Consider the following 23268-nt stretch of genomic DNA (forward strand, 5'->3'; position numbering starts at 1 on the left):
TGAGGACGCGGCCGGGAGACACACCTGATGATCAGCCATCGTGGCGTCCCACACCTCCTCGTCGTATCGGGTGGGTGGCCGCTCGTTCTTCCAGCCGTTCAGCCGTTCAGCCGATCAGCCGACCTGTGGAACGGCATAATGCGTCCATGGATCACGGAACAGCGCGGGCGTTCGTCGACTCATGGGTGACGGCGTGGAACGCGCATGACTTGGACTCTCTGCTGACGCACTTCGCCGACGACGTGACGTTTCGGTCGCCTGTGGCCGCGCAACTGCTCGGCAGTGACGGGGTCATTCACGGCAAGGAGGCACTGCGCGCCTACTGGGCAGAGGGCCTGCGACGCATCCCGGACCTGCAGTTCGAAGTGGTCGGATGCTACGTCGGCGTGGACTGCCTGGTCATCAACTACCGCAACCAGAAGGGCGGCCTGGTCAACGAGGTGCTGACTTTCGAAGGCCCGCTGGTCGCCCAGGGATACGGCACCTACCTCGGCGAGGACGCCAACCCGGCCGGGGCACGTTGAATTTGGATCTGGGGTCTCGGCTCGATCGGTGCCCGAACATGATCACTCGGAGGTTTGTCCGGCGGACGTGAGAGCGCCCATCGGCACAGTGTGCTGCTCAACTTCTTGATTGAATAGACTTTCTGACACTGCTTCATGGAGATGATCCGGCGGTCGATCCGGTCGCGAGTCCTCGCCTACCGACCTTGCGCATCAATCGGTCGATTCCTCAACAGCCACGGAATGACCTCTGTCGGTGGCCTTGGTGCTGGGGTTCGGGGTGTTGTGTCGCGTGAGCGCCCAAAGCGCAAACGCGAGGCAGCTGACTATGGCGCCGAGTGCGCACACGGCGCCCCAGCCGGCCGCTGTGTAGAGGGAGGTCGCGGCGATGGCACCGGTGGCGCTGCCGATCGAGTAGAAGACCATGTATCCGCCGATCAACCGGCTGCCCGCGTCCGGGTGCAGCGCATGGATCAGGGTCTGGTTGGTGACATGGACCGCCTGCACGGCGAGATCGAGGAGGACCACCCCGACGACCAGGGCCCAGAGTGAGCTACGGGTGAAGGCCAAAGGCAGCCAAGATGTAGTGAGCAGCGCCAGGGCGATGCCGGTGGTCCGCTGAGAGAGTCCGCGGTCGTCCAGGCGGCCCGCCATGGTCGCGGCCAGGGCTCCTACGACTCCGACCAGCCCCAATGCCCCGATCTCGGTGTGGGAAAGGGAAAACGGGGGCTCGCTGAGCGGCAGCGCGATGCTGCTCCACAGGGTGCTGAAGGCGGCGAAGATCAGCAGGCCGAGCAGGGCCCGGAGCCGCAGAAGCCGTTCCTGTGCGAACAAGGTGATCGTGGAGCGCAGGAGCTGTCCGTAACGCAGGGATGTCGGCGGGACATCGTTGTGGCGCGGAAGCACTCGGTACAGGACCAGGGCGAGCAGGGCGGTGAGCGCCGCTGAAGCGAGGTAGACGGAGCGCCAGCCCGCGAGGTCGGCCATGAGGCCGGAAGCGGTACGGGCGAGCAGAATCCCGACGACCACGCCGCTGGTCACCAGGCCGACGACGCGTCCGCGCCGGGCGGGATGGGCCAGCGACGCCGCGAAGGCCACCAGTGTCTGCGTGACTACCGCCAGAAGGCCCATCCCAGCCATGCCCGCGAGCAGGATCGCCGCGGTGGGAGCGGTGGCAACCACTGCCAGCGCCACGACCAGGAGCAGCAGCTGGGCCACGATGAGCCGTCTGCGGTCGGCCACGTCGCCCAGCGGCACGAGAAAGAAGAGTCCCAGCCCGTATCCGACATGAGTGAGGGTGACGACGCTGCCGACAAGTGCCGGGCTCATAGCGAGGTCATGGCCCACAGTCACCAGGAGCGGCTGGGCGAAGTAGACGTTGGCCACCGCGGTTCCAGAGGCGACGGCGAACAGTAGGACGATGCCGCGGGAAAGGACGAACCCGGAGCCTCCGCCGCTCCGGGCCGCAGTCCGTGGTGTCGCAGCCTCACGGTTGCCAAGCATTCAGCACCCCCACTTGGTTTCATCTTGCTACCAATGTGGACCGTAGCTTTGTTGGTAGCATCTTGCAACTAGTGTGAGAATGGAGGACGACATGGTGACAAGGACACGCTTCGACGACAGCGACTGTCCCGTCGCGCGGTCAGTGGACGCGATCGGTGACTGGTGGTCCCTGCTGATCGTGCGTGACGCGTTCGACGGGAGCCGTCGCTTCGGGGAGTTCCAGCGCAGCCTCGGCGTGGCGAAGAACATCCTCACCGCGCGCCTGCGCGCCCTGGTAGCCGGCGGTGTCCTCGAATCCGTCCCCGCCTCGGACGGCAGCGCCTACCGCGAGTACGTACTGACCCCGAAGGGCGAAGCACTCTTCCCCGTCATCGTGGCTCTGCGGCAGTGGGGTGAACAGAATTTCTTCGCCCCCGGCGAACCGCACTCGCAGATGGTCGACCGCCGGCAGGGACAGCGCCTTCGTGCACTGGAAGTCCGGTCGGCGGAGGGGCGACGGCTGAACCCCGACGACATCACCGTCCGCAAGGTCTCCTCTCACTGATGTGAGCCGGAGAGCCGGTGCCGACACCGCTCTGCCGATGGAGCCGAGGCCGGGTGAGGGGACCGGGCAGCCCGTTGCTCCGACTCCTCCGATCCGACCGGGGATCGGCGCGAAGGGCTGCGCCGCTTGCTGCGGAAGGCGTCCGAGGTCACAGGCCAGGCGTCTCGTCCTGTCGACCCCGCACCGGCTCGGGTCCGGGCCGGTGCTCACCACCCGGAAGGACTGCGGCTCATGCGTCCGTGTGACATCGCGTCCACACATAGGGTCGGCACGTGATTGAGACCATCGTCTTCGACATCGGAGAAACCCTCACCCGAGATGACCACTACTGGGCGTCCTGGGCAGACTGGCTCGACATCCCCCGGCACACGGTCAGCGCCCTCGTCGGAGCCGTCGTCACCCAGGGCCGGGACAACACAGAGGCCCTTCGGATCCTGAGACCAGATATCGACATCGCAGCCGAGCACCGCGCCCGCGAGGCCGCCGGCCGTGGCGAGCAACTCGACGAGGCGGATCTTTACCCGGATGTTCGCCCAGCTCTGGCCGGTCTCCGCAAGATGGGGATCCGCGTGATCGTCGTCGGGAACCAGACGGAGAAGGCCGGAACTCTGTTGAGGTCCCTCGACCTCCCGGCCGACCTTGTGGCCACCTCGGCCGAATGGGGCGTCGCGAAGCCGGACCCGTTGTTCTTCCAGCGGGTTCTGCAGGAGTCCGGCGCGGCCGCTCACGAGACGGTGTACGTCGGCGACCACCCCGTCAACGACGTCTTCCCCGCCAAGGCGGCCGGGCTGCGGGTTGCTCACATCCGCCGCGGCCCGTGGGGGAACTGGTGGGGTGACGACCCGGACGTCACTGCCGCCGCGGACTGGTCCATCCGCTCACTCACCGACTTGAGCGGCATCGTCAACGAGTGATGCGACCGGACGGCCCCACCCGGGACCTGGGGTTCGGGTGGGGCCGATTTCGTTTCAGGACGTGAAGCTCCCCGTACGGCTCGAAGCGGATGCCTCGAACGGAGCGAGTACGCCGCCGACCACACCCGGGCCGGTAGGCCGTCGTATCGCGTACCACCGCAGCTTCGCCCCCCGAATATGACCCAGCAGCAACTCGCCTGTGCAGCGCACATCGCCTCGGCACGGTCCGCAAGATCGAGCGCGGAGAGCGAGGCGTCGTGTCCCAGGCTTGTCGGCCGCCAAAAGGCGTAGGCACTGCACCGATCGTAAAATGCCCAACAGGGTAAATCGCTACATAAGAGGTGTTTTCCGCGGTGGAGGGTGGCTGTCATGAGCACATGGTTCATCACCGGCGCGTCTCGCGGATTCGGTCTGGAGATTGCACGACAGGTGCTCGAACGAGGTGACAGCGTCGTAGCCACCGCCCGAAATACTCAGGGTGTGGAGAAGGACTTGTCCCGGTACGGAGACCGGGTGCTTGCGGTGGCTCTGGACGTGACCGACGAGTCGCAGGCCCGTGCGGCGGTCGAAGCCGCCTTGGGTGCGTTCGGCTCGATCGACGTGCTGGTCAACAATGCCGGGCGTGGTCTCCTGGGAGCCGTGGAGGAGACCTCCGACGCTGCGCTTCGGGCGGTGTACGAGACGAATGTCTTCGGGCTCGCCAATGTCACTCGCGCCGTCCTGCCGGTCATGCGCCGACAGAGGTCGGGTCGCATCCTCAACCTCAGCTCGATCGGGGGCTTTCGCGGTGCCCCGGGTTTCGGTGTCTACTGCTCGACCAAGTTCGCGGTGGAGGGACTCTCGGAGGCCATGCACGGGGAGCTGGCGCCCCTGGGAATCCGGGTCACCATCGTCGAGCCGGGGTACTTCCGCACCGATTTCCTCGACGCGACCAGCCTGCACACCGAGGGTCAGGTCATCTCGGACTACGCCGCAACCGCGGGTGCCGTGCGTGACGCGGTCCCGGGCCTCAATCATGATCAGCCCGGCGACCCCGTCAAGGGCGCCGCAGCCATGCTCGTCCTCGCCGACGCCGACAACCCGCCGTTGCGCGCCCAACTGGGCAGCGACTGTGTCGCGGCGATGGACGGCAAGATTGCCCAGCTGCGGGAAGAGTCGGACGCTTGGCGGGAGCTGTCCCTGTCCACCGACCACGACGACACCAAATCGGAGGCCTGACATCCGTGCCTGACATCAACGTCGCGGACGGCAGCGAAAAGAATCTTGCCCGATACTTCTGTGATCGGAGGCAATGCGATGGGAGACCAGGAGACTCGAGCGGCGCTGGACCGGCACTGGGCAGCGTCGGCTGCCGGGGAGCAGGACGCCGAGCACGAGATCTATCACGACGACGTCATCACTGACTATCCCCAGTCGGGTGAGCGCATCCACGGACGCCGCAATCTACAGGCGCTGCGATCGCACCATCCGGCCAAGCTCACCTTCACCGTCCGCCGGATCCTCGGCAGCGGAAACCTTTGGATCAGCGAATATGTGATCGACTACGACGGCAAACCGGCATCCACCATCAGCATCATGGAATTCCACGACGGCAAGGTCGCCCACGAGACCCAGTACTTCGCGGATCCGTTCACTCCGCCCGCTTGGCGCGCCAAATGGGTGGAGCCGATGCCCTTCCTCTGACACCGCGATCCGCTCGCGTGCCACATCGGTACAGGGCAGTGTGGGGAATCGCGTTACGCCTCCACGACGGACCAGCGCTGGGAGGTGCAACTGCAACTACTGTCCGGCCGGAGCCGTCGTGAGCTTATGCACGTCGCATGTCATGCCTGAAGGCGCGTGCCCGGTACCGGGCCCCGACCAGCATCTTCGACAACCGCCCTACTGCGCGATTCGTCAGGTGAAGCATGGCTTCGCCGGAACGGCGCGATGATTTCCCGGACGGCCTCGGCGGCGCCCCAGTCGTCATCGTCGTGGGCGATGATGCTGAGAAGTTCCCGGAGATGGAGAAGAGGCATCCGTTGCTCCCAGCCGGCCTGAAGAGGGGCGATCTCCTGATATACGGCGAAGAAACGCTCCGCGGCGGCCGCGTGCGGTGAGCACCAGAGCATGCTGAGGTCTGCTTCGGGCCAGTTGTAGGACACCGCTGGGTCGATGAGTGCCGGAGCTCCGTCGCTGGTGGCAACGATGTTCTCCTGCCACAGATCGCCGTGGGTCAGGCACGGTGGCTGGGGTGGGACCAGTTCGGGCAGGGCCGCGCACAGCCGTTCCAGGGCTTGACGCTCCTCACGGTTGAATGCGGCCTCGACCAGGGGTTCCGGGAGCCAGCGCAGGATGCGCCGTTCCCCGAAAAAGGTATGGCCGTCCGTCTCCCAGGTGTTGTCCTGACGCAGCCGGCCCAGCCAGCCGTCGCGGTGCCAGCCGAACCGGTCGGAGACGGTGGACATGTGCAGGGCGGCAAGCATGCGGGCCAGTTGTTCCCAAAAATACTCGTCGTCCCGGCGTGGCTGCATTTTCTCGAGTACGAGCAGACGCGGAGAGGCGCTTATCACATCCGGCGTGTTCGCCCCTCCGGTATCGCGGAGTTCGGACAGGCCGGTGGATTCGACCGCGAATATGTCCCGGCCTGGACCAAGCAGGGTTTTTGCGAATATCTCGGTATCGTCCTGGAGTGTTACCAGGCCCGCAACGGCGACTACTCCACCGACGGCCTTTTTCACCCTTTTTGCGGCGAACCCCGCTTCACGGAGCCGATCCGCAAGTATCTCCTCATGCGACACCTGCAAATTCGTAACATGTTTCCCGCTCGTGCACCAGAGATCGGACGTGAGAATTGCACGGAGTGAAATGATCTTCGCGGGACGGGATGTCGCTCAGTCGCTCTGCGCCGGGACTCTCGCCACACTCTCCTGGCGTGCGAGGCCAGTCGACCCGCTGGTCAGCGGGGCTCGGCGAGCAGTGCGTCGAGTTCGGGGAAGGCGATGCCCTCGGCGAGGGAATCGTAGTCGCCGGTGCCGAAGAGTTCGTGAGCGGCGCGGCGGGCGGCCGCGTAGGCGGCTTGCGCCACGCCCGGGCCGAGACTGACGCGAGCCACGCCGAGGGCGCCGAGCTGGGCAACGGTCGGGGCGCCTGGCTCGGCCATGACGTTCAGCGGTACGGAGATGTCCCCGGCCAACGCCGCGATGGTGGCGGTGTCGGTGACACCGGGGACGAAGATGCCGTCAGCACCCGCATCCACGTACATGTGTGCCCGGGACAGGGTTTCCTTCAGCCGGGTGTCCGGGTCGCCGAGCCCGAACAGGAAGGTGTCGACACGGGCGTTGAGGAACATGCCCTGGCCTGCACGGTCGGCGGCCTGCCGGGCGGCGGCCAACCGCGTCGCGAGCTCTGCCGGGGACCGGGTGCCATCCTCGATGTTGACGCCGACGGCGCCCGCCGCGAGCACGCCGGCGACGGTCTCGGCAACGCCGGCAGCGTCCTTCCCGTACCCGCCCTCGATGTCAGCGGTGACCGGAACCGCGACGGCAGCGACGACTCGGGCGATCAGTTTCAATGCCCGGTCGCGGGTGAGGACGTCGCCGTCCGGAGAACCCAGCGACCAGGCGACACCGGCGCTGGTGGTGGCGATCGCCGGGGCGCCCGCGGCCTCGATGACGCGGGCACTCGCCACATCCCAGGCGTTGGCGAGTGCGAGGGGTGCAGAGGGGGTGTGCAGCGAGCGGAAGAGATGAGCATCGTTCGGCTGTGTGACGGTCATGGACGCAGTCAAACATCAACCGCCGCCCACCTTCCGGCGAGAATCCGACACGGGCGTCGGCCCAGTGCCCAGGGTTCTCTCGGCGCGGAGCGGGTACTCGGCCCGAGAGCGGGCTTCGGGCCGACCACCCGCTGACAGTCAGAGCCGGACGGCTGCGGCGGCGTACTCCCAAAGCCGGTCCGCCGCCTTCGGGTCGAGCGCGTGGGCCGCGACGCCTCCGGGCGGCCCCTCGTCGCCCTGGACGGTGCGTGCCTCCTGGTTGTCCTCGAAGTAGCGGCCGGTCACACCGTCCACCAACGGCGAAGCGGCCAGCAGCACGGACATCGCGGCCCCCTGCGCCGGAGTCTTGTAATAGGGCAGCGGGGTGAGGTTCCCGTCGCCGTCCATCACTCCGAATGCGCGCATGGTGTCGTCGTCGAGATGGCGCTGGAGGTTGGTGAGGATGAACCCGGGGTTGAGCGCATTGGCGGTGATCTTGTCTGCCGCCCAGCGGCGGGCTCCCACCGTGAGCAGGACATCGGCGGACTTGGACTGTCCGTAGGCCACCCAGGGGTCGTACGGCCGCGTTTCGAAGTGCGGGTCGTCGAAATCGAAGGGCACCTTGAGGTGGGCGCCGGAGCTGACGACCACGATGCGCGCCGACCCGGCTTCGCGCAGCGAGTCGTGCACTCCCGTGACCAGGGCGAAGTGCCCGAGGAAGTTGGTGGCGAGCTGCATCTCCCACCCGGCGTCGGTGACGGTCCGGGCGGGAAGCGCCATGATCCCCGCATTGGCGACGAGGATGTCGAGCGGTCCCTGCCAGGCCCGCGCGAACGAGTCCACCGATGAGAGATCTGCCAGATCCAACGGCGCGACCCGCACGGGGCCCGCGCCGGCGAGGTCGGCGACTTCCTGGACGAGCGTCTCGGCGAGCGCGGGACGGCGGACGGCGACAGTGACCTCCGCCCCGGCCACGGCCAGGGCCCGGACGGTCTCCGCACCGATGCCGGAGGCACCGCCGGTCACCACGGCGCGGCGGCCGGTGAGATCCACGCCGTCGATCACCTCGGCAGCGGTGGCATGGGACTGGAATGGGGTGGTCAGGCGGGAGCCGGCGTTCTCGGAGCGCCTCTCCACACGGGGAATCGTTGTCATGCAGCAGACCCTAGGTCCGCATACCGGGACGATCTATGATCGAACATCTCGAAAACTTGAGCCATGGTCCGATCCGTGCCGAGCGGCGCCGACCGTCGTCCGGCAGGAGCGCTCGGATTCCTTGAGGACGTGGCAGTCCTGCTGGGGGATGCGGAGCAGTCTGCTCAGGGGGCCGGTCGACCGGATGACAGTGGGGTGCGCGGCTCGGTGAGCCGTTCCGGGAGGAGTTCGACGTGGCCGGATGGAGCCCGTAGGCGTCAGCGACCGGCAGTTGAAGGAGCAAATCGTCACCGAGGGCCTGGTTCGGCGGCAGGTACTGGGATGACGTCACGCCTCACCGTGCGGACTGACTGGACGTCAGGGCGGTCGCGTACACGCAGTTCACGAATTCGGCGATCTGTTCGTCGCTCAGGTTCTTCGCGAGATCGGCTTCCGTGATCATGCCGATCAGGCGGTGGCCGCCCCTCACGTCGATCACCGGCAGCCGCTTGATCTGATGTTCCTCCATGGTCGCCAGGACGGCGGCGGCGTCAGCTTCGGCATCGATCCAGTGGACCCGGGCATTGAGGGATCCGGCCTGCACGGTGGCGGGGTCGACGCCCTCGGCGCAGCACGTGACGACGATGTCCCGGTCGGTGATCAGGCCGGTGAGCCTGTTGTTGTCGCCGCAGGTGGGAAGGCAGCCGACGCCCAGATCGCGCATCCTCTTCGCCGCCTCGAACAGCGACTCGTGCGCACCGACGCACTGCACGCCACCGGACATGATGTCTCGAGCCAGCAGCTTCTCGGACATGATTTCCTCCCGTCCTGGACCGGTGTGTTCTCCCTGTCTTCGATCACAACATGCATGGTTCAGTACCGCTCCCCGGCTGCGGCGGCGAGGTAGCGGATCCCGAGTCGGCTGCGATCGGGCATGGCCTGTGACGTTGCCCGCCCCGGCGACTCTGCGGCGGCGCCGGCAATGCCAGGGGCGCCGCCCGTCACGGCTCCACGTGACTGAAACCCACTTCGAAGCGCTCGACCGAGACCACGCGCTGACCTTCCCGGTGTGCGACCTTCTCGCGGAGCCGGGCAGCACTTTCCTCGCTGGCCTGCATCGTCTCCTCGTCCTCCCACAGAGTCAGCGACGCAGACCTGCCGGAGGCCCGGTCGACGAGGTAGAACACGCCTCGGAAGCCCGAAGCCTCCTGGATCTGCTGGAGAACCGCATCCCAGTTCGCGGTCAGGTCTCCCTCTTCAGGAACCGGTGAACCCTGGTAGGTGCTCAGCCTCGCGAACATCGCCGCCACCCCTTTCCTGGCCGACTGCCGGTCGGCGGACAAGCAGCTTCAGGACCAGGGTGCTCCGCCGGACCGTGCGTCGCATGCCGAGCACCTGAGACTCTCCCTGCGGGGTGGCACTGCGGGCCCAATGGGCTCTGACCTGCTGGAACAGGAAGATCTCTCTCAACCACAGATCCATCTCAGCCAGTGGCCCGAATTTGACATTAGCTTGCCTTATGGCAGATAAAGAAAGTCCTTTGGGCTGACCTTCACGCAGCGTGACATTCGACGTGTGACAGCCGATGACCGTCTACGTGAATGAGTAAAGCCGTGTCGCACGCCGCCGTCCCGCATCAGCAGACCGACCCCGCAGCGGACTGGGAGGCATGGCGTGCCGAACGGCGGCGCTCCGTCACTTCGCCCTCCGGCAACCTCGCGCTCGTGGAGACCCGGTGGGCCCCGGCCGGCGAGCGCCCCGACCTCGATGCGGCCCATGCCGGACAGCCGGAGAGCGTGACCGTCACCACGGTCCAGCGCACCGACCTCGTCACCGGCGAGCCGGAGCACGGTCTTCGCTTCTGGGACGCGCAGTCGCCCGCGATCCGGAACTTCGAAAGCACCGATGTCTTCCCGTACGACCCGGCCTGGGTGCTGGAGGCCTCGTACACCCCGGTGCCGGGCGCCCGGCGGGTCGGTTTCGAGCACATCCGCGACAACGGCGGAACCCGTGACCTCGCCGTGCCGGGTGACATCGCGCTCACCCTGGACGGACAGGAGTACGTGCTGAGCGCCTTCGACGACGACGGCACCCTGCTTCTCGTCTTCGGTGATCCCACCAACGGTGACATCACCTACGGCGCCGGGCGCTTCCTCTTCGTCGCCCACACCGGTGAGGGCCGTGTCCTCCTCGACTTCAACCGCGCCTTCGTGCCGCCGTGCGGATTCTCCGACCAGTACAACTGTCCGATGCCGCCGCGGCAGAACCGTTTCCACCTGCCCGTCGAGGCCGGAGAGAAGCGCCCCGTCTTCCGTGACGGCTTCCTCGCACAGCACTGATCAACCCCGCACTCCCGTCTCGCAGCACGAAAGCGCGTACTCCTCATGAGCATCAAGAAGACCTCCCTGTACGGCGGCGCCACCGCCGCTGCCCTCGCCCTGACCCTCACCGCCTGCGGCGGGGGCTCCAACGGCGGCGGCGCCGCCGGAGGGGCGTACGACAAGGACGCCACGGTCAACATCGGTTCGCTCTACGAGCCGCAGAATCTCGACAACACCGGGGGCGGCGGGCAGGGCGTCACCGAGGCGCTCAACGGCAACGTGTACGAGGGGCTGTTCAAGCTCACCGACGACGGCAAGGTCGAGAATCTGCTCGCCCAGGACTACAAGGTCAGCGGCGACGGACTCACGTACACCTTCACCCTGCGCGACGGTGTGAAGTTCCACAGCGGCAAGAAGCTGACCAGCCAGGACGTCAAGTACAGCCTGGAGAAGGTGATAGCCAAGGACTCGCAGTCCGCGCGCAAGAGCAACCTAGACGTCATCAAGTCCCTCGAGACGCCGGACGCGCGCACGGTGAAGGTCCAGCTGTCGAGGAAGTCGATCTCCTTCGTCTACAACCTCTCCTACGTGTGGATCATCAGCTCCGATGCGAAGAGCCTCAAGACGAGCGAGGACGGCACCGGCCCGTACCGGCTGAACAAGTGGACCCGTGGTTCCGCTCTCAGCCTCGACCGGTTCGCCGGGTACTGGGGTGACGCGGCCAGGAACAAGCAGGTCGTCTTCCACTACTACAAGGACGCGACCGCTCTCAACAACGCTCTCCTGACCAACGCCGTGGACGTCGTCACGAGCGAGCAGTCGCCCGACGCGCTCGACCAGTTCAAGAGCAACCAGAACTACAAGGTCAACGACGGCAACTCGACGACCAAGCTGCTGCTCGCCTTCAACGACAAGGCCAAGCCGTTCACGGACGTCAAGGTCCGTCAGGCCGTCTCCTCCGCCATCGACGACAAGAAGCTGTTGGAGTCCGTCTGGGGCGGCTACGGCAAGCTCATCGGCTCCATGGTGCCGCCCACCGACCCGTGGTACGAGGACCTCACCAAGGTGAACGCCCACGACACCGCGCGGGCCAAGAAGCTGCTCGACGAGGCCGGCTACAAGAACGGCTTCACCTTCACCCTCGACACCCCCAACTACGACCCGCACCCGACGGCGGCGACCTTCATCAAGTCGGAGCTCGCCAAGGTCGGCATCACCGTCAAGATCAACACGATCACGCCGGACGAGTGGTACACGAAGGTCTACAAGAACCACGACTTCACCGCCACGCTCCAGGAACACGTCAACGACCGCGACCTGGTCTGGTACGGCAACCCCGACTTCTACTGGGGCTACGACAACAAGCAGGTCACCAAGTGGGTCGAAGAGGCCGAGCAGGCGTCCGGCACGGCTGAGCAGACGGAACTGCTGAAGAAGGTCAACCGCCGGACCGCGGAGGACGCGGCCAGCGACTGGCTGTACCTGTACCCGCAGATCGTCGTGGCGAGCAGCAAGCTGTCCGGATACCCGGTCAACGGCCTCAACTCGCAGTTCTTCGCGTACGACATCGAGAAGGGCTGATGGCCCGGTATCTCCTGCGCCGCCTCGCCTTCCTGCTGGTGTCGCTGGCGCTCGCGAGCGTCGTCCTGTTCGTGCTGCTGCGGATGCTGCCGGGCGACCCCGCCAACGCGCTCACCTCGGTGGGCGCCAGCCCCGAGCAGATCGCGGCGGCGCGCCACTCCATCGGCTCCGACAAGCCGCTGCCCGAACAGTTCGTCCACTGGATCGGGCAGTTGGCAGGCGGTGACCTCGGTACGTCGTTCGTCAGCTCGCTGCCGGTCGCGCCCGAGGTCGCCTCGCGGCTGAACGTCACGATCCCGCTCACGCTCTCGGCGTTCGTCCTGGCGGTTCTCATCGCCGTCCCGGTCGGCTTCGTCGCCGCGCACCGGCGCCGGACCTGGTACGGCGCGCTGCTCAGCGGGGTCTCCCAACTGGGCATCGCGGTGCCCGTGTTCTGGCTCGGGATGATCCTGATAGCCGTCTTCGCGCTGAACGCAGGTTGGCTCCCCGCAGGCGGCTTCCCCCCGGACGGCTGGTCGCAGCCGGCCGAGGCGGTCCGCTCGCTCGTCCTGCCCGTCATCACCATCGCGCTCGTGATGAGCGCGTCACTGATCCGCTACGTCAGGTCGGCCGCGCTCGACGTGCTGGACAGTGACTATCTGCGCACCGCACGGGCCCTGGGCTCGTCGTTCGGGCAGGCGATGTGGCGGCACGGGCTGCGCAACGCCTCGGTGCCGGTGATCTCGATCCTCGGCATCGAACTGGCTTCCACGCTGCTGGGCGCCGTGGTCGTGGAGTCCGTGTACGCGCTCCCCGGCCTCGGCTCCCTGCTCGCGACCGGCATCGCCCAGCACGACTATCCGGTGATCCAAGGTGTGCTGTTCGTCTCCACGCTCGCGGTGCTGATCATCGGCTTCGCCGCCGACTTCGTACAGCGGATCATCGATCCCCGGCTGCGCGGCAGGCTCTCCGGAGGTGTCCGATGAAGGTGTCGACGAAGCGCTCGTTCACGCTGATCTCCGGATGCGGGCTGGTGGGGCTGATCGCACTGCTGGCGCTGGTCTCGCTCCTCTGGGCCCCGTACGCCGCCGACGACACGTCCGGCGGGCGGCTCACGGGCCCCGGTGCGAGCCACCTGTTGGGCACCGACAAGCTCGGCCGTGATCTGTTCACCCAGTTGATGACCGGTTCCCGGGTCGCCTTCGAAGCGGGCCTGGGCTCGGTCCTCATCGCGGCCGCCGTCGGCATCACGCTGGGTGTGCTGGCCGCGTTCGCCCAGGGATGGCTCGACGACACGCTCTCCGCGTTTCTCGACATCCTGATCGCCTTCCCGACGCTGCTGCTGGCGATGCTCATCGTCGCCGCGCACTCGGCCACACTGGGGTCCGCCGTGCTGGCGATCGGCCTCGCGCAGAGCGCGGTCGTGGGACGGCTCGTGCGGGTCCTGGTCAAGCGGGTCCTGGCACAGGACTACATCACGGCTGCGCGCACGTCAGGCACGTCGTGGCCGCGGATCGTGGCCGGGCATGTGCTGCCCAACATCTGGCCGACGCTCGTGGTGAACCTGGCTCTTCAGTTCGGGCTCGCGGTGCTGGCCGAGGCCGGCCTGTCCTACCTGGGCCTGGGAGCGCCGCCGCCCAACGCCTCGTGGGGCCGCATGCTCCAGGAAGCCCAGGCCACCTTCACCACCGCCCCGGCCGGTGCACTGGCCCCCGGCATCCTGCTCGTCCTGCTCGTCATCGGCGTGAACCTCATCGCCGACGGACTGCGCGACACCCTCGACCCGGCGGCCCGAAGGAGGAGCACATGAACGTCCTCGACGTACACGACCTCACGATCTGCACGGCCGACGGGCGAATCCTCGTCGACGGCCTCTCGCTGACCATCGCCCCCGGGGAACGACTCGGCCTCATCGGGGAGTCGGGCTCGGGGAAGTCACTGACCACCCTTGCCGTGCTCGGCCTGCTGCCCGACGGCATGACGGTCACCGGCAGCGCCGAACTCGTCGGCACCCAGGTCGTGGGCGCGAGCGAGAAGCAGCTCACGGGTGTACGAGGCCGCGACGCGGCTATCGTCTTCCAGGAGCCGCTCACCGCACTCGACCCCCTGATGCGCGTCGGCAAGCAGATCGCCGAACCACTGGGCCGAAGGCGGGGGCTGAGGGGAACCGAGCTGAAGCGGGCCGTCGTGGCAGCGCTGGAGCAAGTGCGTCTGCCCGAGCCCGACCGCATCGCACGCGCCTTCCCGCACGAGATCTCCGGCGGACAGCGGCAACGCGTCGCGCTCGCCATGGCACTGGCCTGCGATCCGAAGCTGCTCATCGCGGACGAGCCGACCACCGCGCTCGACGTCACCGTGCAGTCCGACATGCTCGACCTGCTCGACACTCTCGTGCGGCAACGGGAGATGGCCGTCCTCTTCGTCAGTCACGATCTCGCGGTCGTCGCGAAGGTCACCGATCGCGTCCTGGTGATGAAGGACGGCCGCGCCGTGGAGGAGGGCGACGTCCGTGAGATCGTGCGGCTCCCACGCGCGGAGTACACCAAGGCGCTGGTGGCCAGCGCACGGCAGCTGGAATCGGCTCTCGACCTGAGGAGCGCGTGATGACGCCCGTACTGGAGCTGAACGGGGCCTCCTTCGCCTACCGTGGACACGCCGCTCCCGTCGTCGAGGACATCTCCTTCGCCGTGGAGGCCGGGCAGAGCCTCGCCCTCGTCGGCGAATCGGGTGCGGGTAAGACGACTCTGCTGCGACTGCTGCTCGGACTCGCCCGGGCGACGTCCGGCAGCGTCCGGTTCGACGGCGACGAGCTGAAGCCGCGCGACCGTGAGCAGATGCGGCGTTTCAGGCGCAGCGTCCAGTGCGTCTTCCAGGACCCGTACTCGTCTCTGGACCCCCGTCGGCGTGTCGGCAGCATCGTGTCCGAACCACTGCGCTCCCTCGGCATCGACAGCCGGAGCACGGCCGGGCCCAAGGTGGCCGACGCCCTGGAGCGGGTCGGACTCCCGGCCGACGCCGCCGAACGCTATCCGCACGAGTTCTCCGGCGGCCAGCGCCAGCGCATCGCGATTGCCCGTGCGACCGTGTGCGACCCGCGGGTGCTGCTCGCCGACGAACCCGTCAGCGCACTCGACGTCACGACCCGCGTCAAAGTCGTCGACCTGCTCAACGAGTTGAAACAGAAGCAGGGCCTGACTCTCGTCATGGTCTCCCACGACCTCTCGGTGGTGGCCTCGCTGTGTGAACGCACCGCGGTCCTGGAGCGCGGCCATCTGGTCGAACAGGGCGACACCGGACAGGTGTTGGGTGCTCCAGCGCACCCGTACACACGTCGCCTCGTCGAAAGTGTGCCGCGACTGCCCGCATGAATCTCGTGCGCGGACACGCGGAGCAGCACCTCGGGGCCGGAGCCGTCGGATCGCAGGGCCCACGTACTCGCGGTGCGTCCCACGGACGTGGGGCGGCGAACGCAGCCGTAGGGGAGGGTCCGCAGTTCTCGGAGCGCCGGGTCGGCAGGTCCGGGTCATGCTCGTGGAAAGGATGGAGGGTCAGGGCTGCTACCGGTGCTCGGCCCGCGGCCGCTGGTCGCGCGCGGCGATGGCGGTACCTGCTGCGCACTGTGGGCGTTGCGGTGTGCGTCGAGGAATGATGATGGGCGGTCGAAGGGAACTGACAGATCATCGTCGCCATGCTTATGATGCTGGGGATGAAGAAGAACTCCTCGTACGGATCGGGGGAATCGTTCGCACAAGGTGAGTGCTGATGGCACATCACTTCGCGAACACGATTCCGGCCCACCTGTTGATGTGGCAGCGCGTGCGCGAGTACGCCGTGCCACCGTCCATGATCGAGACTGCGACCGCACGGCGTGCGGTCGGTGACTGGGCGGGTGCTTGCGCCGCCGCCCGGGTCGACACCGATCTCGATCTACGCGCCGTGCGTGACCGCCACGGCAGCGAGCTCGTCAACCACCTTCGTGCGGATCTGCGTCGGCTGGCACCGGATCTGCTTCGTTGGCACATGCCCCGGATCGCCCCCGACGGACGGCTCCGGTCCGGCCTGACCATCTCCCTGAGCCGTTACCGGAGTTCCGGCGCCACGGCGTTACATCTGGTGGTGCGGACACCGTCGGCCTGGGCGGACGCCGGACAGCGGATGTCCCTGGCCCTGTGGGAGGAGTCCGGTATCGGCGTCCCGAGGCACCATCCGCATCCGCATCCCGACCGGCGGTTCCGGCTCGACCTGCACCGGCATCTCTGGGACGCAGGGCGATGTGGCGAACTGTCGTGGCGCTGCGGTGCGGTCGGGGTGCCGTTCCTGGCACCGCCCGACCGGCCCTACGCGCTCGCCCGGACGAATGTGCCAGACCTGCCCGATCGGTCCGCCGTCCACGACTGCTCGTGGGCGTCGGCACGGTGGGCGGCCGAGGGCGAGCTGCTGTTGGGGGCCGAGGGTCTCCCGCGCGGGGCCTTCACCGTGCGGCTCGGTACGCGGAGCCGCGCCGTGCTCGAACTCGTCGCCCCCGACGAAAGCCACGTCCCGACGTTCCGCGCGCTTCGGGAGGCGGTGCCGCCGCAGGAGGTCGCAGCGCTTCCGATGCTGCCGGAGGCGGCGGCCCGGGTCCTTCCGGATCTGGAGCTGCTGCGGGCCGGGCTGATCGCGTCCGAACGGCTGCATCCGCTCGTCGCCACAGCATTGGCGGCGGCTGCCTCGGTGGCGGCAGCCCGCCCGGGACCGGCGGCCGGGCCCGCCTCCCAGCGCAGCGATCCGCACCGGGTGGAGTGCAGGGGCGAGGTCCACCGGATCGCGTTGCGGGACGGGGCACTGACAGCGATCGATCACGACCCGGCACAACTACGCCGGGAGGAGCTGCTGGTGGCGCTCGGCGGACCCGCGTTGCCATGCCTGCGGGCGATCGACGCGGTGCACCGCGACCCGGAGGCGCTGCCCGCGGTCCGGGAGCGGCTCGGTCACGGTGACGTCTCCGGGGCGCTGAACGTGGTCGAGGGGCTGCTCGGCCCCGGTGCGGTCCTGCGCGACGGGCCACTCCGGGAGGAGCTGGAGTCGGCTGCGGTCCGCCGCATCGACCACGGACTGTTCCGCTCGGGGCTGGTCGCTGTGCACCCCGCTGACGGTGCGGCCGGGGGCGGGAACGCCTCCGGCTTGGGGCACGCGGGGCCGAGCCGGCGGCCCCGGCTCGATCGCCGTACGCCTACCGCGATGCATCTGAAGCGGAGCAGCCGGGAACGGCCCCGTACCGGCCTGGCCTGACTCCGATCACCGGGCGACCGCCTGACCGGCTGCCCCAGCTACGTCCCGCGCTCGCACTGCGCGTGCCGCGCCGCACGACCCCACCACATCGGCACGAGCCGTCCCGTTCCTCCATCCCACCTCAGGTGATGCCCATGACGTCCAGTACCCTTCTGCCCAACCCGGTCCCGACCATCGGTGGCCTCGCACCCAACCCTGCCGGATCCCCCGCATCCACCCCCGCCGGCGTTTCCGGAGTCGGCCCGCAACTCGTTGTCGCTGAGGACCTCTTGGCCCTGCTGCGGACGACCACCACCGAGCTGCGCCCCGACGAGCAGCTCGAAGCACTCACCCTGGCCGTCGCGGCCGACCTCCCCGTGCTGTTGTGGGGCGAGCCGGGCATCGGCAAGACTGCGGCCCTGACGCAGCTCGCCGCTTCGCTCGATCTGCCGCTGACGACTGTGATCGCCAGCGTCCACGAGCCGACCGACTTCTCCGGACTGCCTGTCATCGGTGACGATCCGACGGTGCAGGGGGTGCCGATGGCACCGCCGCAGTGGGCGGTGGAACTCGTGCGGGCCGGGCGGGGGTTGCTCTTCCTGGACGAACTCTCCACCGCCACCCCGGCAGTTCAGGCCGCGCTGCTCCGGGTCGTCCTGGAGCGGAGAGTCGGTGCTCTGCAACTACCTTCGGGGGTACGGATCGTGGCCGCCGCCAATCCACGCGCGTCGGCGGCGGACGGGTGGGAACTGAGCCCGCCGTTGGCGAACCGGTTCGTGCATCTGTACTGGGTGCACGACCGGGAGGTGGTGGTCCGCGGACTGGGCGGGATCTGGCCCCGCGCGGAGCTGCCCCGATTGGAGCCGGAGCGGCTGCCGGAAGCGGTGGCTTACGCCCGGCGAGCAGTCTGCGGATTCCTGGAAGCCCGGCCGACGCTGATCCACCGGCTGCCGAGCACCGAGACTCGGCGCGGCGGTGCTTGGCCCTCGCCCCGGAGCTGGGAGGCCGCGTTGAGCCTGCTGGCCTTCGGCACGGCGGCCTCTGCCTCCAAGGAGGTGCTGGCGCTGCTGGTGCGGGGCGCGGTGGGGGACGGGCCAGGGCTCGAACTCCTCGCCCATCTTGACCGGATGGAACTTCCGGACCCGGAGTCGTTGCTGGCCGATCCGGCCTCCGCCGATCTGCCCGCGCGGGGTGATCTGCGGCAGGCCGCGCTGGAGGCGGTGGTGGCCGCCATAGGGGCACGGCCGCAGCGGGCGAGGTGGGAAGCGGGCTGGGCGGTGCTGGTCCGGGCACTGGAGACCGGCGTCCCTGACCTGCTGGTCGCCCCGGCGACGGCTCTGGCCGCGCTGCGGCGCGACGACTGGGAGGTGCCGGAGGCTGTGGAGCGGCTGGCCGGGGTGATCGATCTCGCCCGGCTGGCGGACCAGTCGGTGGGGCGGGCCGCGGCGGCGGCCGACGCCGGCCCCACGACGGGGGCGCGCCGATGACGGGGGGCGCGAAGCGCCCGGGGCCGCACCCAGTGCCGCGCCCGATGTCCCGGCCCTCGCCGCCGCGCCCGGTGCGGACCGCCGTGCCGGGCGCGGCGGCCGGCTCCGGCGGGCCGTACCGCCGACCCGGACTCCCTCTGGACATGCAGAAGTTGCTGGCCGCCCGGCTGCACGCGGTGAAGGTCCGTCCTTACCTGGCCGGTGCGCTCTTCGCGCTGCACGTGGTGGAGGACCGGTCGGTGCCGACGATGGCGGTGGACGCGCACTGGCGCTGCTACGTCTCTCCCGGCTTCGTGGCGCGCACCCCGGTGGAGGAGCTGGCGGGCGCCTGGGTGCACGAGGTCTCCCACCTGCTCCGAGACCATCACGGGAGGGGCGAGCGGTATGCGCGAGAGCACGAGGAGCACGGGCCGGGCGAGCGGCTGCGGCGGAACATCGCCGCCGACTTCGAGATCAATGACGACATCTACGGTGACGGTCTGCCCCTGCCTGCCGGGGCGGTGCTGCCGTCGTTGCTGCGACTGCCCGACGGGCTGCTGATGGAGGAGTATCTGCGGAGAGCGTCGATGTCCGGGCTCGCCACGGACCTGGCCTGGCTGGATTGCGGCAGTGGGGCCGACGGACATGACCGGCCGTGGGAACTGGGACTTGACGGGGCACACGGGCTGAACAAGCAGCAGCGGGACGCGGTCCGCTTCCGGGTCGCCGAGGGGATCAAGGGCCGGCCGGGCGACGCTCCGGAGGGATGGCGCCGGTGGGCGGACGAGGCATTCCATCCACCGCAACAGTGGCGGCAGTTGCTCGGGGCGGCGGTCCGCTCCGCGGCAGGTGCGTCGGGAATGGGCGAGGACCACAGCTACCGGCGACCCTCTCGCCGATCGGCCGCTGTTCCCGGGGTACTGCTGCCGAGCTTGCGCCGTACGCCGACCCGGGTCTGCGTCGTGATCGACACCTCCGGGTCGGTGAGCGACGCCGAGCTGGGCAGCGCGTTGCTGGAGGTGGCGGCGATCTCGCGGGCGGTGGGCGGGCGGCGCGACCTGGTGTCGGTCATCTCCTGCGACGCGGCGGCCGGGGTCGCCGTCCCGCTCTGTCGCGCCGAGCACATCGAACTGGTCGGCGGTGGGGGAACGGATCTACGCTCCGGCTTCGCCCGGGCGCTGCGCTCCCGTCCCCGTCCGGACGTGATCGTGGCCCTGACGGACGGTCAGACTCCCTGGCCCTCTGCGCAACCACCCTGCCGCACTGTCGTCGGTCTCTTTCCCCGTCCAGCGAGCGCAGCGGACGAGGAAAACCCTGACTACGTACCGGACACCCCGCCGCCCTGGGCCCGCGTCGTCTCCATCAGCTGAGAAAGGAAGCGACTCCGCTCACCCGGAGACGACTCGATCGACGCGGGCACCTCACGGAGTCCTCGGAGGAGTGGACAGCGGATTCGGCGCCTGATCTGTCGATGATCCAGCAGGCGAAATCCATGCCTCGATTTCCGTGGGCTGAGTACACCGGCGTCCCTTCGTAGTGTACGGACTGACCGACGCGGACCTGTGGGAACGTTGCTGACGCGTCGGTGACGTGAGGGGCGGGTCGACCTGGGAGCCGCGCGGAAAATTCGTGGCCGCGCCGGATCGAGCCTGCTTGGATCGCAGTATGAGCAACGCACATGTGCGGCAGATCGGGATCCTGCTGTTCCCCGACGTCGAGGAGCTGGACGCGGTCGGCCCCTGGGAGGTCCTGTCGTACTGGACGCGGGTCTTCCCCGAGGACGAGTGGTCGGTGTTCTGCTTCTCCGCCGCGGGCAAGCCCGTGAGCTGCTCGAAGGGGCTCACGATCGGATCGCACTACTCGATGGACGACATGCCCGCGATGGACGCCCTGGTGCATCCTGGCGGTCGGGGAACCAGGCCCCAACTCAACGACGGCCAGCACCTGGAGTGGGTGCGCCGCCAGCGCCGATCGGTTCCGCTCATGACGAGCGTGTGTACCGGGTCGCTGGTCTTCGCCGCAGCAGGCCTGTTGAGCGGGCGTCCGGCCACCACCCATTGGGCCTCGTTGGAACGGCTCAAGGAACTCGACCCGACAATCGACGTGCGGGCCGACGAAAGATTCGTCGATGACGGTGACATGGTCACCTCCGCAGGGATCTCGGCCGGGATCGACATGGCTCTCCACCTGGTCGCCCGGCTGTCATCTCCGGAACGCGCGCGTCAGGTGCGCCGCGGAATTCAGTACGATCCACAGCCACCGGTGTGACCTGGCCACCTCGATGACGGTGGATCGGGCAGGACGGGACAGGTTGAGCCGATGGGCCTGGCACGAGCGACCGCTTCCTTGACGCCCTCGGTCGCGTCTGCACGGTGTTGCCCTCGAAGGTCGTCGGAATGGGTGCCTGACGGCCAGGCCGACGGCCTGCACCGGTGCCTGCTCGCGGTCAGCACGAATTCTGACCTCTTCCCCAGCCAGTGGTCATTCGATGCCGAGGGGCCCGATGCCCAGATCCTCACGCATGCGGCGGCGCATCTCAGCCATCGCCGTACGGCGCTGTTGGATGAAGGCCCTGTCCTCGGCGGAGCCGACCGTCACCCCGCGGGCATAGGCGTCACGCATCCGACGAAGGCTGTGGAACGCCTCGTTCCCGGCCGCGACGACGAGCGGCGGGCCCACGAGCCAGAGCTCCTCGCTCGCCGTGTGCAATCCGGTACCTCGGAAGGCTTCGCGCACCGCCGCATCACGCGCTGACTCGGACATGTGATCGCCCAGGGCGACAGCCCGTATCTCTTCCCCCGCGTCTTTGAGGGCGGAGGCGTACTCGGTGTACACGGCGCGCCGCACGTCCAGGGCGCGCCGCGCTTCCTCATGCCGCCACCTGTTGCGATCGGCGATCAGGGTGGCGACGATGCCGATAGCGGCACCCGTCAGCGTGGAGAGCAGAGGCATCCAGTCCATGCGTCGCATGCTGTCCGAACCGCTGAGGCGACACCAGTGGCTTTCGCTTTCCGGCATGGTGCTCACGGACCTCTGGCCGAGCACCAGGCCGACGGGCCATACCGCTGGCGGCTGGAGCTCGGACCACGACGGGTGTGCCCGTGATCGTCGACCTGTCGGCCGACAACCGCTCGTCTGTGGGCGCGACGCCGTCAGGGTCTCCGATACCGAAACGTCCTGGTGACGATCTCGATTCTCACCCGGTCACGAGTCACCTCAGTGTCCGTCCGGCTTTCGGAGCTGACTGCCGATCCGTCGGGTAAGCCCTTCGAAGAACTCTTGCAGGCCGGCTGCGGCAAGGTCGAACTGATCGAACCACGAGGCGCTGGTGGACCGCCAAACCTGCCCGGAGCCTGCCAGCGCGAACAGATGGCCGCCGCCGTCGCCGGCGAAGACCACGGCAGGCTCTTCCCCGTCGATCTGAACGGCCCCGTACTGTCGGAAGTGGCCGGCGACTGTTGATGTTGAGTGGATGAAGTAGCCGCTGTCCACATCGGGCATGGAGGCCTCATCGATCACCCAGTACATCGTGGTCAGGTCGGAGGGAATCGGCGTCAGTTCCACGAGCTCCTCCGTCGCCTTGTGGCCCTCCTCCGTAGCGAGCACAACCGTGTTCCTGCCGGGTGCGAAGCCGTGCCGTGACCGGAACGACTGCATCAGTTCCGCGAGCGCCGTATCCGCCTGCTCGCACCAGCTACGCACCCACGCGGCGTCAAGCCGTTCATCAGCCACGATGGCGCCCTTCGACATGCTGGGAATCCCTGGGAACCGCGTCTTGCGCGATTCTGGAAGAACGTACAGGAGGTATCGGCCGGTGGCTCGGGCCGGCAGCCGATAGCTCGCTGTCGGCTCAGTCAGGCAGGCGAACCACTCGGATGAGCCTGGCGGCGCCGCCCAGGTGGATCGATGGGCCCGCGGGTCCGGGCCGTGTGGTGGCGGTGATCGTGGCGAGGCTGCCGAGGGAGTCGCCCATGTCCACAGCGATGCGGGTGGTGCATTGTCCGGCCAGATGGGCGGCGAGGCAGGCGGTGCTGTTGGCGTTGGCGATGTCCTCGGGGACACCGATCGACGGGGCGAACATACGGGCAGCGGCGTGGCCCGTGGGCTCCGGCACGGAGTACACGTAGCAGCCGAGGAGACCGAGCCGGTCACAGGCGGCTCGGAGGCCGTCGAAGTCCGGGGCGAGCGCGGCAAGAGCGAACCGGGTGGTGAGGGGTACGAGCAAACGCGGCCGCCCCACTGAAAGAGCGTTTTGTCCTGGCGGGGGTGTTTGGTAACTGGCGCGATGCCATTTGCTTGGGGCGGACCGTGCCGACGTGTGAGGATCCGCCTGTGGA

At 68.2% G+C, this 23268-nt stretch carries 24 protein-coding genes; 15 read left to right on the forward strand and 9 right to left on the reverse strand.

Translation table 11 applies throughout. The annotated features are described in order from the left end of the window. Positions 1-146: 146 nt before the first annotated feature. Positions 147-524, forward strand: a complete 378-nt coding sequence (locus ACFVXE_RS24885) for a nuclear transport factor 2 family protein (protein ID WP_389674238.1) — start codon at positions 147-149, stop codon at positions 522-524. Between the two features lie 192 nt (positions 525-716). Here the strand turns inward: ACFVXE_RS24885 and ACFVXE_RS24890 are convergent, their stop codons facing one another. Next, positions 717-2006 carry an MFS transporter gene (locus ACFVXE_RS24890; protein WP_389674239.1) on the reverse strand — a complete coding sequence of 430 codons (1290 nt, stop codon included), beginning with the start codon at positions 2004-2006 and terminating at the stop codon, positions 717-719. Between the two features lie 91 nt (positions 2007-2097). Between ACFVXE_RS24890 and ACFVXE_RS24895 the strand changes: the two genes are divergently transcribed. From ACFVXE_RS24895 to ACFVXE_RS24910, 4 genes are all read left to right on the forward strand, one after another. Beyond that, positions 2098-2550 carry a winged helix-turn-helix transcriptional regulator gene (locus ACFVXE_RS24895; RefSeq protein ID WP_389674241.1) on the forward strand — a complete coding sequence of 151 codons (453 nt, stop codon included), beginning with the start codon at positions 2098-2100 and terminating at the stop codon, positions 2548-2550. A gap of 272 nt (positions 2551-2822) precedes the next feature. Further along, positions 2823-3464, forward strand: coding sequence for an HAD family hydrolase (locus ACFVXE_RS24900; protein ID WP_389674243.1), 642 nt, complete (start codon positions 2823-2825; stop codon positions 3462-3464). A gap of 369 nt (positions 3465-3833) precedes the next feature. Continuing rightward, positions 3834-4682 carry an oxidoreductase gene (locus ACFVXE_RS24905; RefSeq protein WP_389674245.1) on the forward strand — a complete coding sequence of 283 codons (849 nt, stop codon included), beginning with the start codon at positions 3834-3836 and terminating at the stop codon, positions 4680-4682. Positions 4683-4760: 78 nt separating this feature from the next. Next, positions 4761-5147: a nuclear transport factor 2 family protein gene (locus ACFVXE_RS24910; RefSeq protein ID WP_389674247.1), complete on the forward strand. Its 387-nt coding sequence runs from the start codon at positions 4761-4763 to the stop codon at positions 5145-5147. A 140-nt stretch (positions 5148-5287) separates the two neighbouring features. Here the strand turns inward: ACFVXE_RS24910 and ACFVXE_RS24915 are convergent, their stop codons facing one another. The 5 genes from ACFVXE_RS24915 to ACFVXE_RS24935 all read right to left on the reverse strand — a co-directional run bounded on the left by ACFVXE_RS24915 (position 5288) and on the right by ACFVXE_RS24935 (position 9635). Next, the gene (locus tag ACFVXE_RS24915) at positions 5288-6244 is read right to left on the reverse strand and encodes a fructosamine kinase family protein (RefSeq protein ID WP_389674249.1); all 957 of its coding nucleotides are present in this window, start codon (positions 6242-6244) and stop codon (positions 5288-5290) included. Between the two features lie 158 nt (positions 6245-6402). After that, the gene (locus ACFVXE_RS24920; protein WP_389674251.1) at positions 6403-7221 is read right to left on the reverse strand and encodes an isocitrate lyase/phosphoenolpyruvate mutase family protein; all 819 of its coding nucleotides are present in this window, start codon (positions 7219-7221) and stop codon (positions 6403-6405) included. 138 nt (positions 7222-7359) lie between these two features. Beyond that, positions 7360-8355, reverse strand: a complete 996-nt coding sequence (locus tag ACFVXE_RS24925; RefSeq protein WP_389674253.1) for an SDR family NAD(P)-dependent oxidoreductase — start codon at positions 8353-8355, stop codon at positions 7360-7362. A gap of 334 nt (positions 8356-8689) precedes the next feature. After that, complete coding sequence (locus ACFVXE_RS24930) at positions 8690-9148, reverse strand: CBS domain-containing protein (protein WP_389674254.1); 459 nt, start codon at positions 9146-9148, stop codon at positions 8690-8692. A 187-nt stretch (positions 9149-9335) separates the two neighbouring features. Continuing rightward, a complete protein-coding gene (locus tag ACFVXE_RS24935; RefSeq protein WP_389674281.1) occupies positions 9336-9635 on the reverse strand; it encodes a hypothetical protein in 300 nt (99 codons plus the stop codon). Between the two features lie 300 nt (positions 9636-9935). Between ACFVXE_RS24935 and ACFVXE_RS24940 the strand changes: the two genes are divergently transcribed. The 10 genes from ACFVXE_RS24940 to ACFVXE_RS24985 all read left to right on the forward strand — a co-directional run bounded on the left by ACFVXE_RS24940 (position 9936) and on the right by ACFVXE_RS24985 (position 21199). Continuing rightward, the gene (locus ACFVXE_RS24940) at positions 9936-10673 is read left to right on the forward strand and encodes a DUF1684 domain-containing protein (RefSeq protein ID WP_389674255.1); all 738 of its coding nucleotides are present in this window, start codon (positions 9936-9938) and stop codon (positions 10671-10673) included. A 45-nt stretch (positions 10674-10718) separates the two neighbouring features. Next, a complete protein-coding gene (locus ACFVXE_RS24945; protein ID WP_389674257.1) occupies positions 10719-12236 on the forward strand; it encodes an ABC transporter substrate-binding protein in 1518 nt (505 codons plus the stop codon). Beyond that, entirely contained in the window at positions 12236-13201 is a 966-nt protein-coding gene (locus ACFVXE_RS24950; protein ID WP_389674258.1) for an ABC transporter permease, read from the forward strand. The genes ACFVXE_RS24945 and ACFVXE_RS24950 overlap by 1 nt, the downstream gene beginning before the upstream one ends. Further along, positions 13198-14025, forward strand: a complete 828-nt coding sequence (locus tag ACFVXE_RS24955) for an ABC transporter permease (RefSeq protein ID WP_389674260.1) — start codon at positions 13198-13200, stop codon at positions 14023-14025. The genes ACFVXE_RS24950 and ACFVXE_RS24955 overlap by 4 nt, the downstream gene beginning before the upstream one ends. Continuing rightward, complete coding sequence (locus ACFVXE_RS24960) at positions 14022-14819, forward strand: ATP-binding cassette domain-containing protein (protein ID WP_389674261.1); 798 nt, start codon at positions 14022-14024, stop codon at positions 14817-14819. The genes ACFVXE_RS24955 and ACFVXE_RS24960 overlap by 4 nt, the downstream gene beginning before the upstream one ends. Then, on the forward strand, positions 14819-15583 hold the full coding sequence (locus tag ACFVXE_RS24965) for an ABC transporter ATP-binding protein (RefSeq protein ID WP_389674262.1): 765 nt from the start codon (positions 14819-14821) through the stop codon (positions 15581-15583). The genes ACFVXE_RS24960 and ACFVXE_RS24965 overlap by 1 nt, the downstream gene beginning before the upstream one ends. A gap of 394 nt (positions 15584-15977) precedes the next feature. Continuing rightward, positions 15978-17486: a hypothetical protein gene (locus ACFVXE_RS24970; RefSeq protein WP_389674264.1), complete on the forward strand. Its 1509-nt coding sequence runs from the start codon at positions 15978-15980 to the stop codon at positions 17484-17486. A gap of 134 nt (positions 17487-17620) precedes the next feature. Next, positions 17621-18952 (forward strand): AAA family ATPase, encoded by a 1332-nt coding sequence (locus ACFVXE_RS24975; protein WP_389674266.1) that lies wholly within the window; start codon positions 17621-17623, stop codon positions 18950-18952. Positions 18953-19095: 143 nt separating this feature from the next. Beyond that, positions 19096-20301 (forward strand): VWA-like domain-containing protein, encoded by a 1206-nt coding sequence (locus ACFVXE_RS24980; RefSeq protein ID WP_389674268.1) that lies wholly within the window; start codon positions 19096-19098, stop codon positions 20299-20301. A gap of 295 nt (positions 20302-20596) precedes the next feature. Continuing rightward, positions 20597-21199, forward strand: a complete 603-nt coding sequence (locus tag ACFVXE_RS24985) for a DJ-1/PfpI family protein (protein ID WP_389674270.1) — start codon at positions 20597-20599, stop codon at positions 21197-21199. Positions 21200-21412: 213 nt separating this feature from the next. Here the strand turns inward: ACFVXE_RS24985 and ACFVXE_RS24990 are convergent, their stop codons facing one another. The 3 genes from ACFVXE_RS24990 to ACFVXE_RS25000 form a co-directional block, all read right to left on the reverse strand. Then, positions 21413-21892, reverse strand: a complete 480-nt coding sequence (locus ACFVXE_RS24990) for a hypothetical protein (protein ID WP_389674271.1) — start codon at positions 21890-21892, stop codon at positions 21413-21415. Between the two features lie 255 nt (positions 21893-22147). Then, the gene (locus ACFVXE_RS24995) at positions 22148-22681 is read right to left on the reverse strand and encodes a hypothetical protein (protein WP_389674273.1); all 534 of its coding nucleotides are present in this window, start codon (positions 22679-22681) and stop codon (positions 22148-22150) included. A 100-nt stretch (positions 22682-22781) separates the two neighbouring features. Then, positions 22782-23268: PhzF family phenazine biosynthesis protein (locus ACFVXE_RS25000; RefSeq protein ID WP_389674274.1), on the reverse strand; the 487-nt coding region annotated here is incomplete at its 5' end.

The sequence above is a fragment of the Streptomyces sp. NPDC058231 genome, from assembly GCF_042882275.1.
Classification (GTDB): domain Bacteria; phylum Actinomycetota; class Actinomycetes; order Streptomycetales; family Streptomycetaceae; genus Streptomyces.

Excerpts from the sequence above, each read along its gene's own strand:
- ACFVXE_RS24920 (WP_389674251.1), bottom strand. The coding sequence starts at position 7,221 with ATGACCGTCACACAGCCGAACGATGCTCATCTCTTCCGCTCGCTGCAC.
- ACFVXE_RS24995 (WP_389674273.1), bottom strand. The coding sequence starts at position 22,681 with ATGTCGAAGGGCGCCATCGTGGCTGATGAACGGCTTGACGCCGCGTGG.
- ACFVXE_RS24965 (WP_389674262.1), top strand. The coding sequence starts at position 14,819 with ATGACGCCCGTACTGGAGCTGAACGGGGCCTCCTTCGCCTACCGTGGA.
- ACFVXE_RS24885 (WP_389674238.1), top strand. The coding sequence starts at position 147 with ATGGATCACGGAACAGCGCGGGCGTTCGTCGACTCATGGGTGACGGCG.
- ACFVXE_RS24985 (WP_389674270.1), top strand. The coding sequence starts at position 20,597 with ATGAGCAACGCACATGTGCGGCAGATCGGGATCCTGCTGTTCCCCGAC.
- ACFVXE_RS24990 (WP_389674271.1), bottom strand. The coding sequence starts at position 21,892 with ATGGACTGGATGCCTCTGCTCTCCACGCTGACGGGTGCCGCTATCGGC.
- ACFVXE_RS24960 (WP_389674261.1), top strand. The coding sequence starts at position 14,022 with ATGAACGTCCTCGACGTACACGACCTCACGATCTGCACGGCCGACGGG.
- ACFVXE_RS24955 (WP_389674260.1), top strand. The coding sequence starts at position 13,198 with ATGAAGGTGTCGACGAAGCGCTCGTTCACGCTGATCTCCGGATGCGGG.
- ACFVXE_RS24935 (WP_389674281.1), bottom strand. The coding sequence starts at position 9,635 with ATGTTCGCGAGGCTGAGCACCTACCAGGGTTCACCGGTTCCTGAAGAG.
- ACFVXE_RS24890 (WP_389674239.1), bottom strand. The coding sequence starts at position 2,006 with ATGCTTGGCAACCGTGAGGCTGCGACACCACGGACTGCGGCCCGGAGC.
- ACFVXE_RS24945 (WP_389674257.1), top strand. The coding sequence starts at position 10,719 with ATGAGCATCAAGAAGACCTCCCTGTACGGCGGCGCCACCGCCGCTGCC.
- ACFVXE_RS24910 (WP_389674247.1), top strand. The coding sequence starts at position 4,761 with ATGGGAGACCAGGAGACTCGAGCGGCGCTGGACCGGCACTGGGCAGCG.
- ACFVXE_RS24925 (WP_389674253.1), bottom strand. The coding sequence starts at position 8,355 with ATGACAACGATTCCCCGTGTGGAGAGGCGCTCCGAGAACGCCGGCTCC.
- ACFVXE_RS24930 (WP_389674254.1), bottom strand. The coding sequence starts at position 9,148 with ATGTCCGAGAAGCTGCTGGCTCGAGACATCATGTCCGGTGGCGTGCAG.
- ACFVXE_RS24905 (WP_389674245.1), top strand. The coding sequence starts at position 3,834 with ATGAGCACATGGTTCATCACCGGCGCGTCTCGCGGATTCGGTCTGGAG.
- ACFVXE_RS24970 (WP_389674264.1), top strand. The coding sequence starts at position 15,978 with ATGGCACATCACTTCGCGAACACGATTCCGGCCCACCTGTTGATGTGG.
- ACFVXE_RS24975 (WP_389674266.1), top strand. The coding sequence starts at position 17,621 with ATGACGTCCAGTACCCTTCTGCCCAACCCGGTCCCGACCATCGGTGGC.
- ACFVXE_RS24895 (WP_389674241.1), top strand. The coding sequence starts at position 2,098 with ATGGTGACAAGGACACGCTTCGACGACAGCGACTGTCCCGTCGCGCGG.
- ACFVXE_RS24980 (WP_389674268.1), top strand. The coding sequence starts at position 19,096 with ATGCAGAAGTTGCTGGCCGCCCGGCTGCACGCGGTGAAGGTCCGTCCT.
- ACFVXE_RS24950 (WP_389674258.1), top strand. The coding sequence starts at position 12,236 with ATGGCCCGGTATCTCCTGCGCCGCCTCGCCTTCCTGCTGGTGTCGCTG.
- ACFVXE_RS24940 (WP_389674255.1), top strand. The coding sequence starts at position 9,936 with ATGAGTAAAGCCGTGTCGCACGCCGCCGTCCCGCATCAGCAGACCGAC.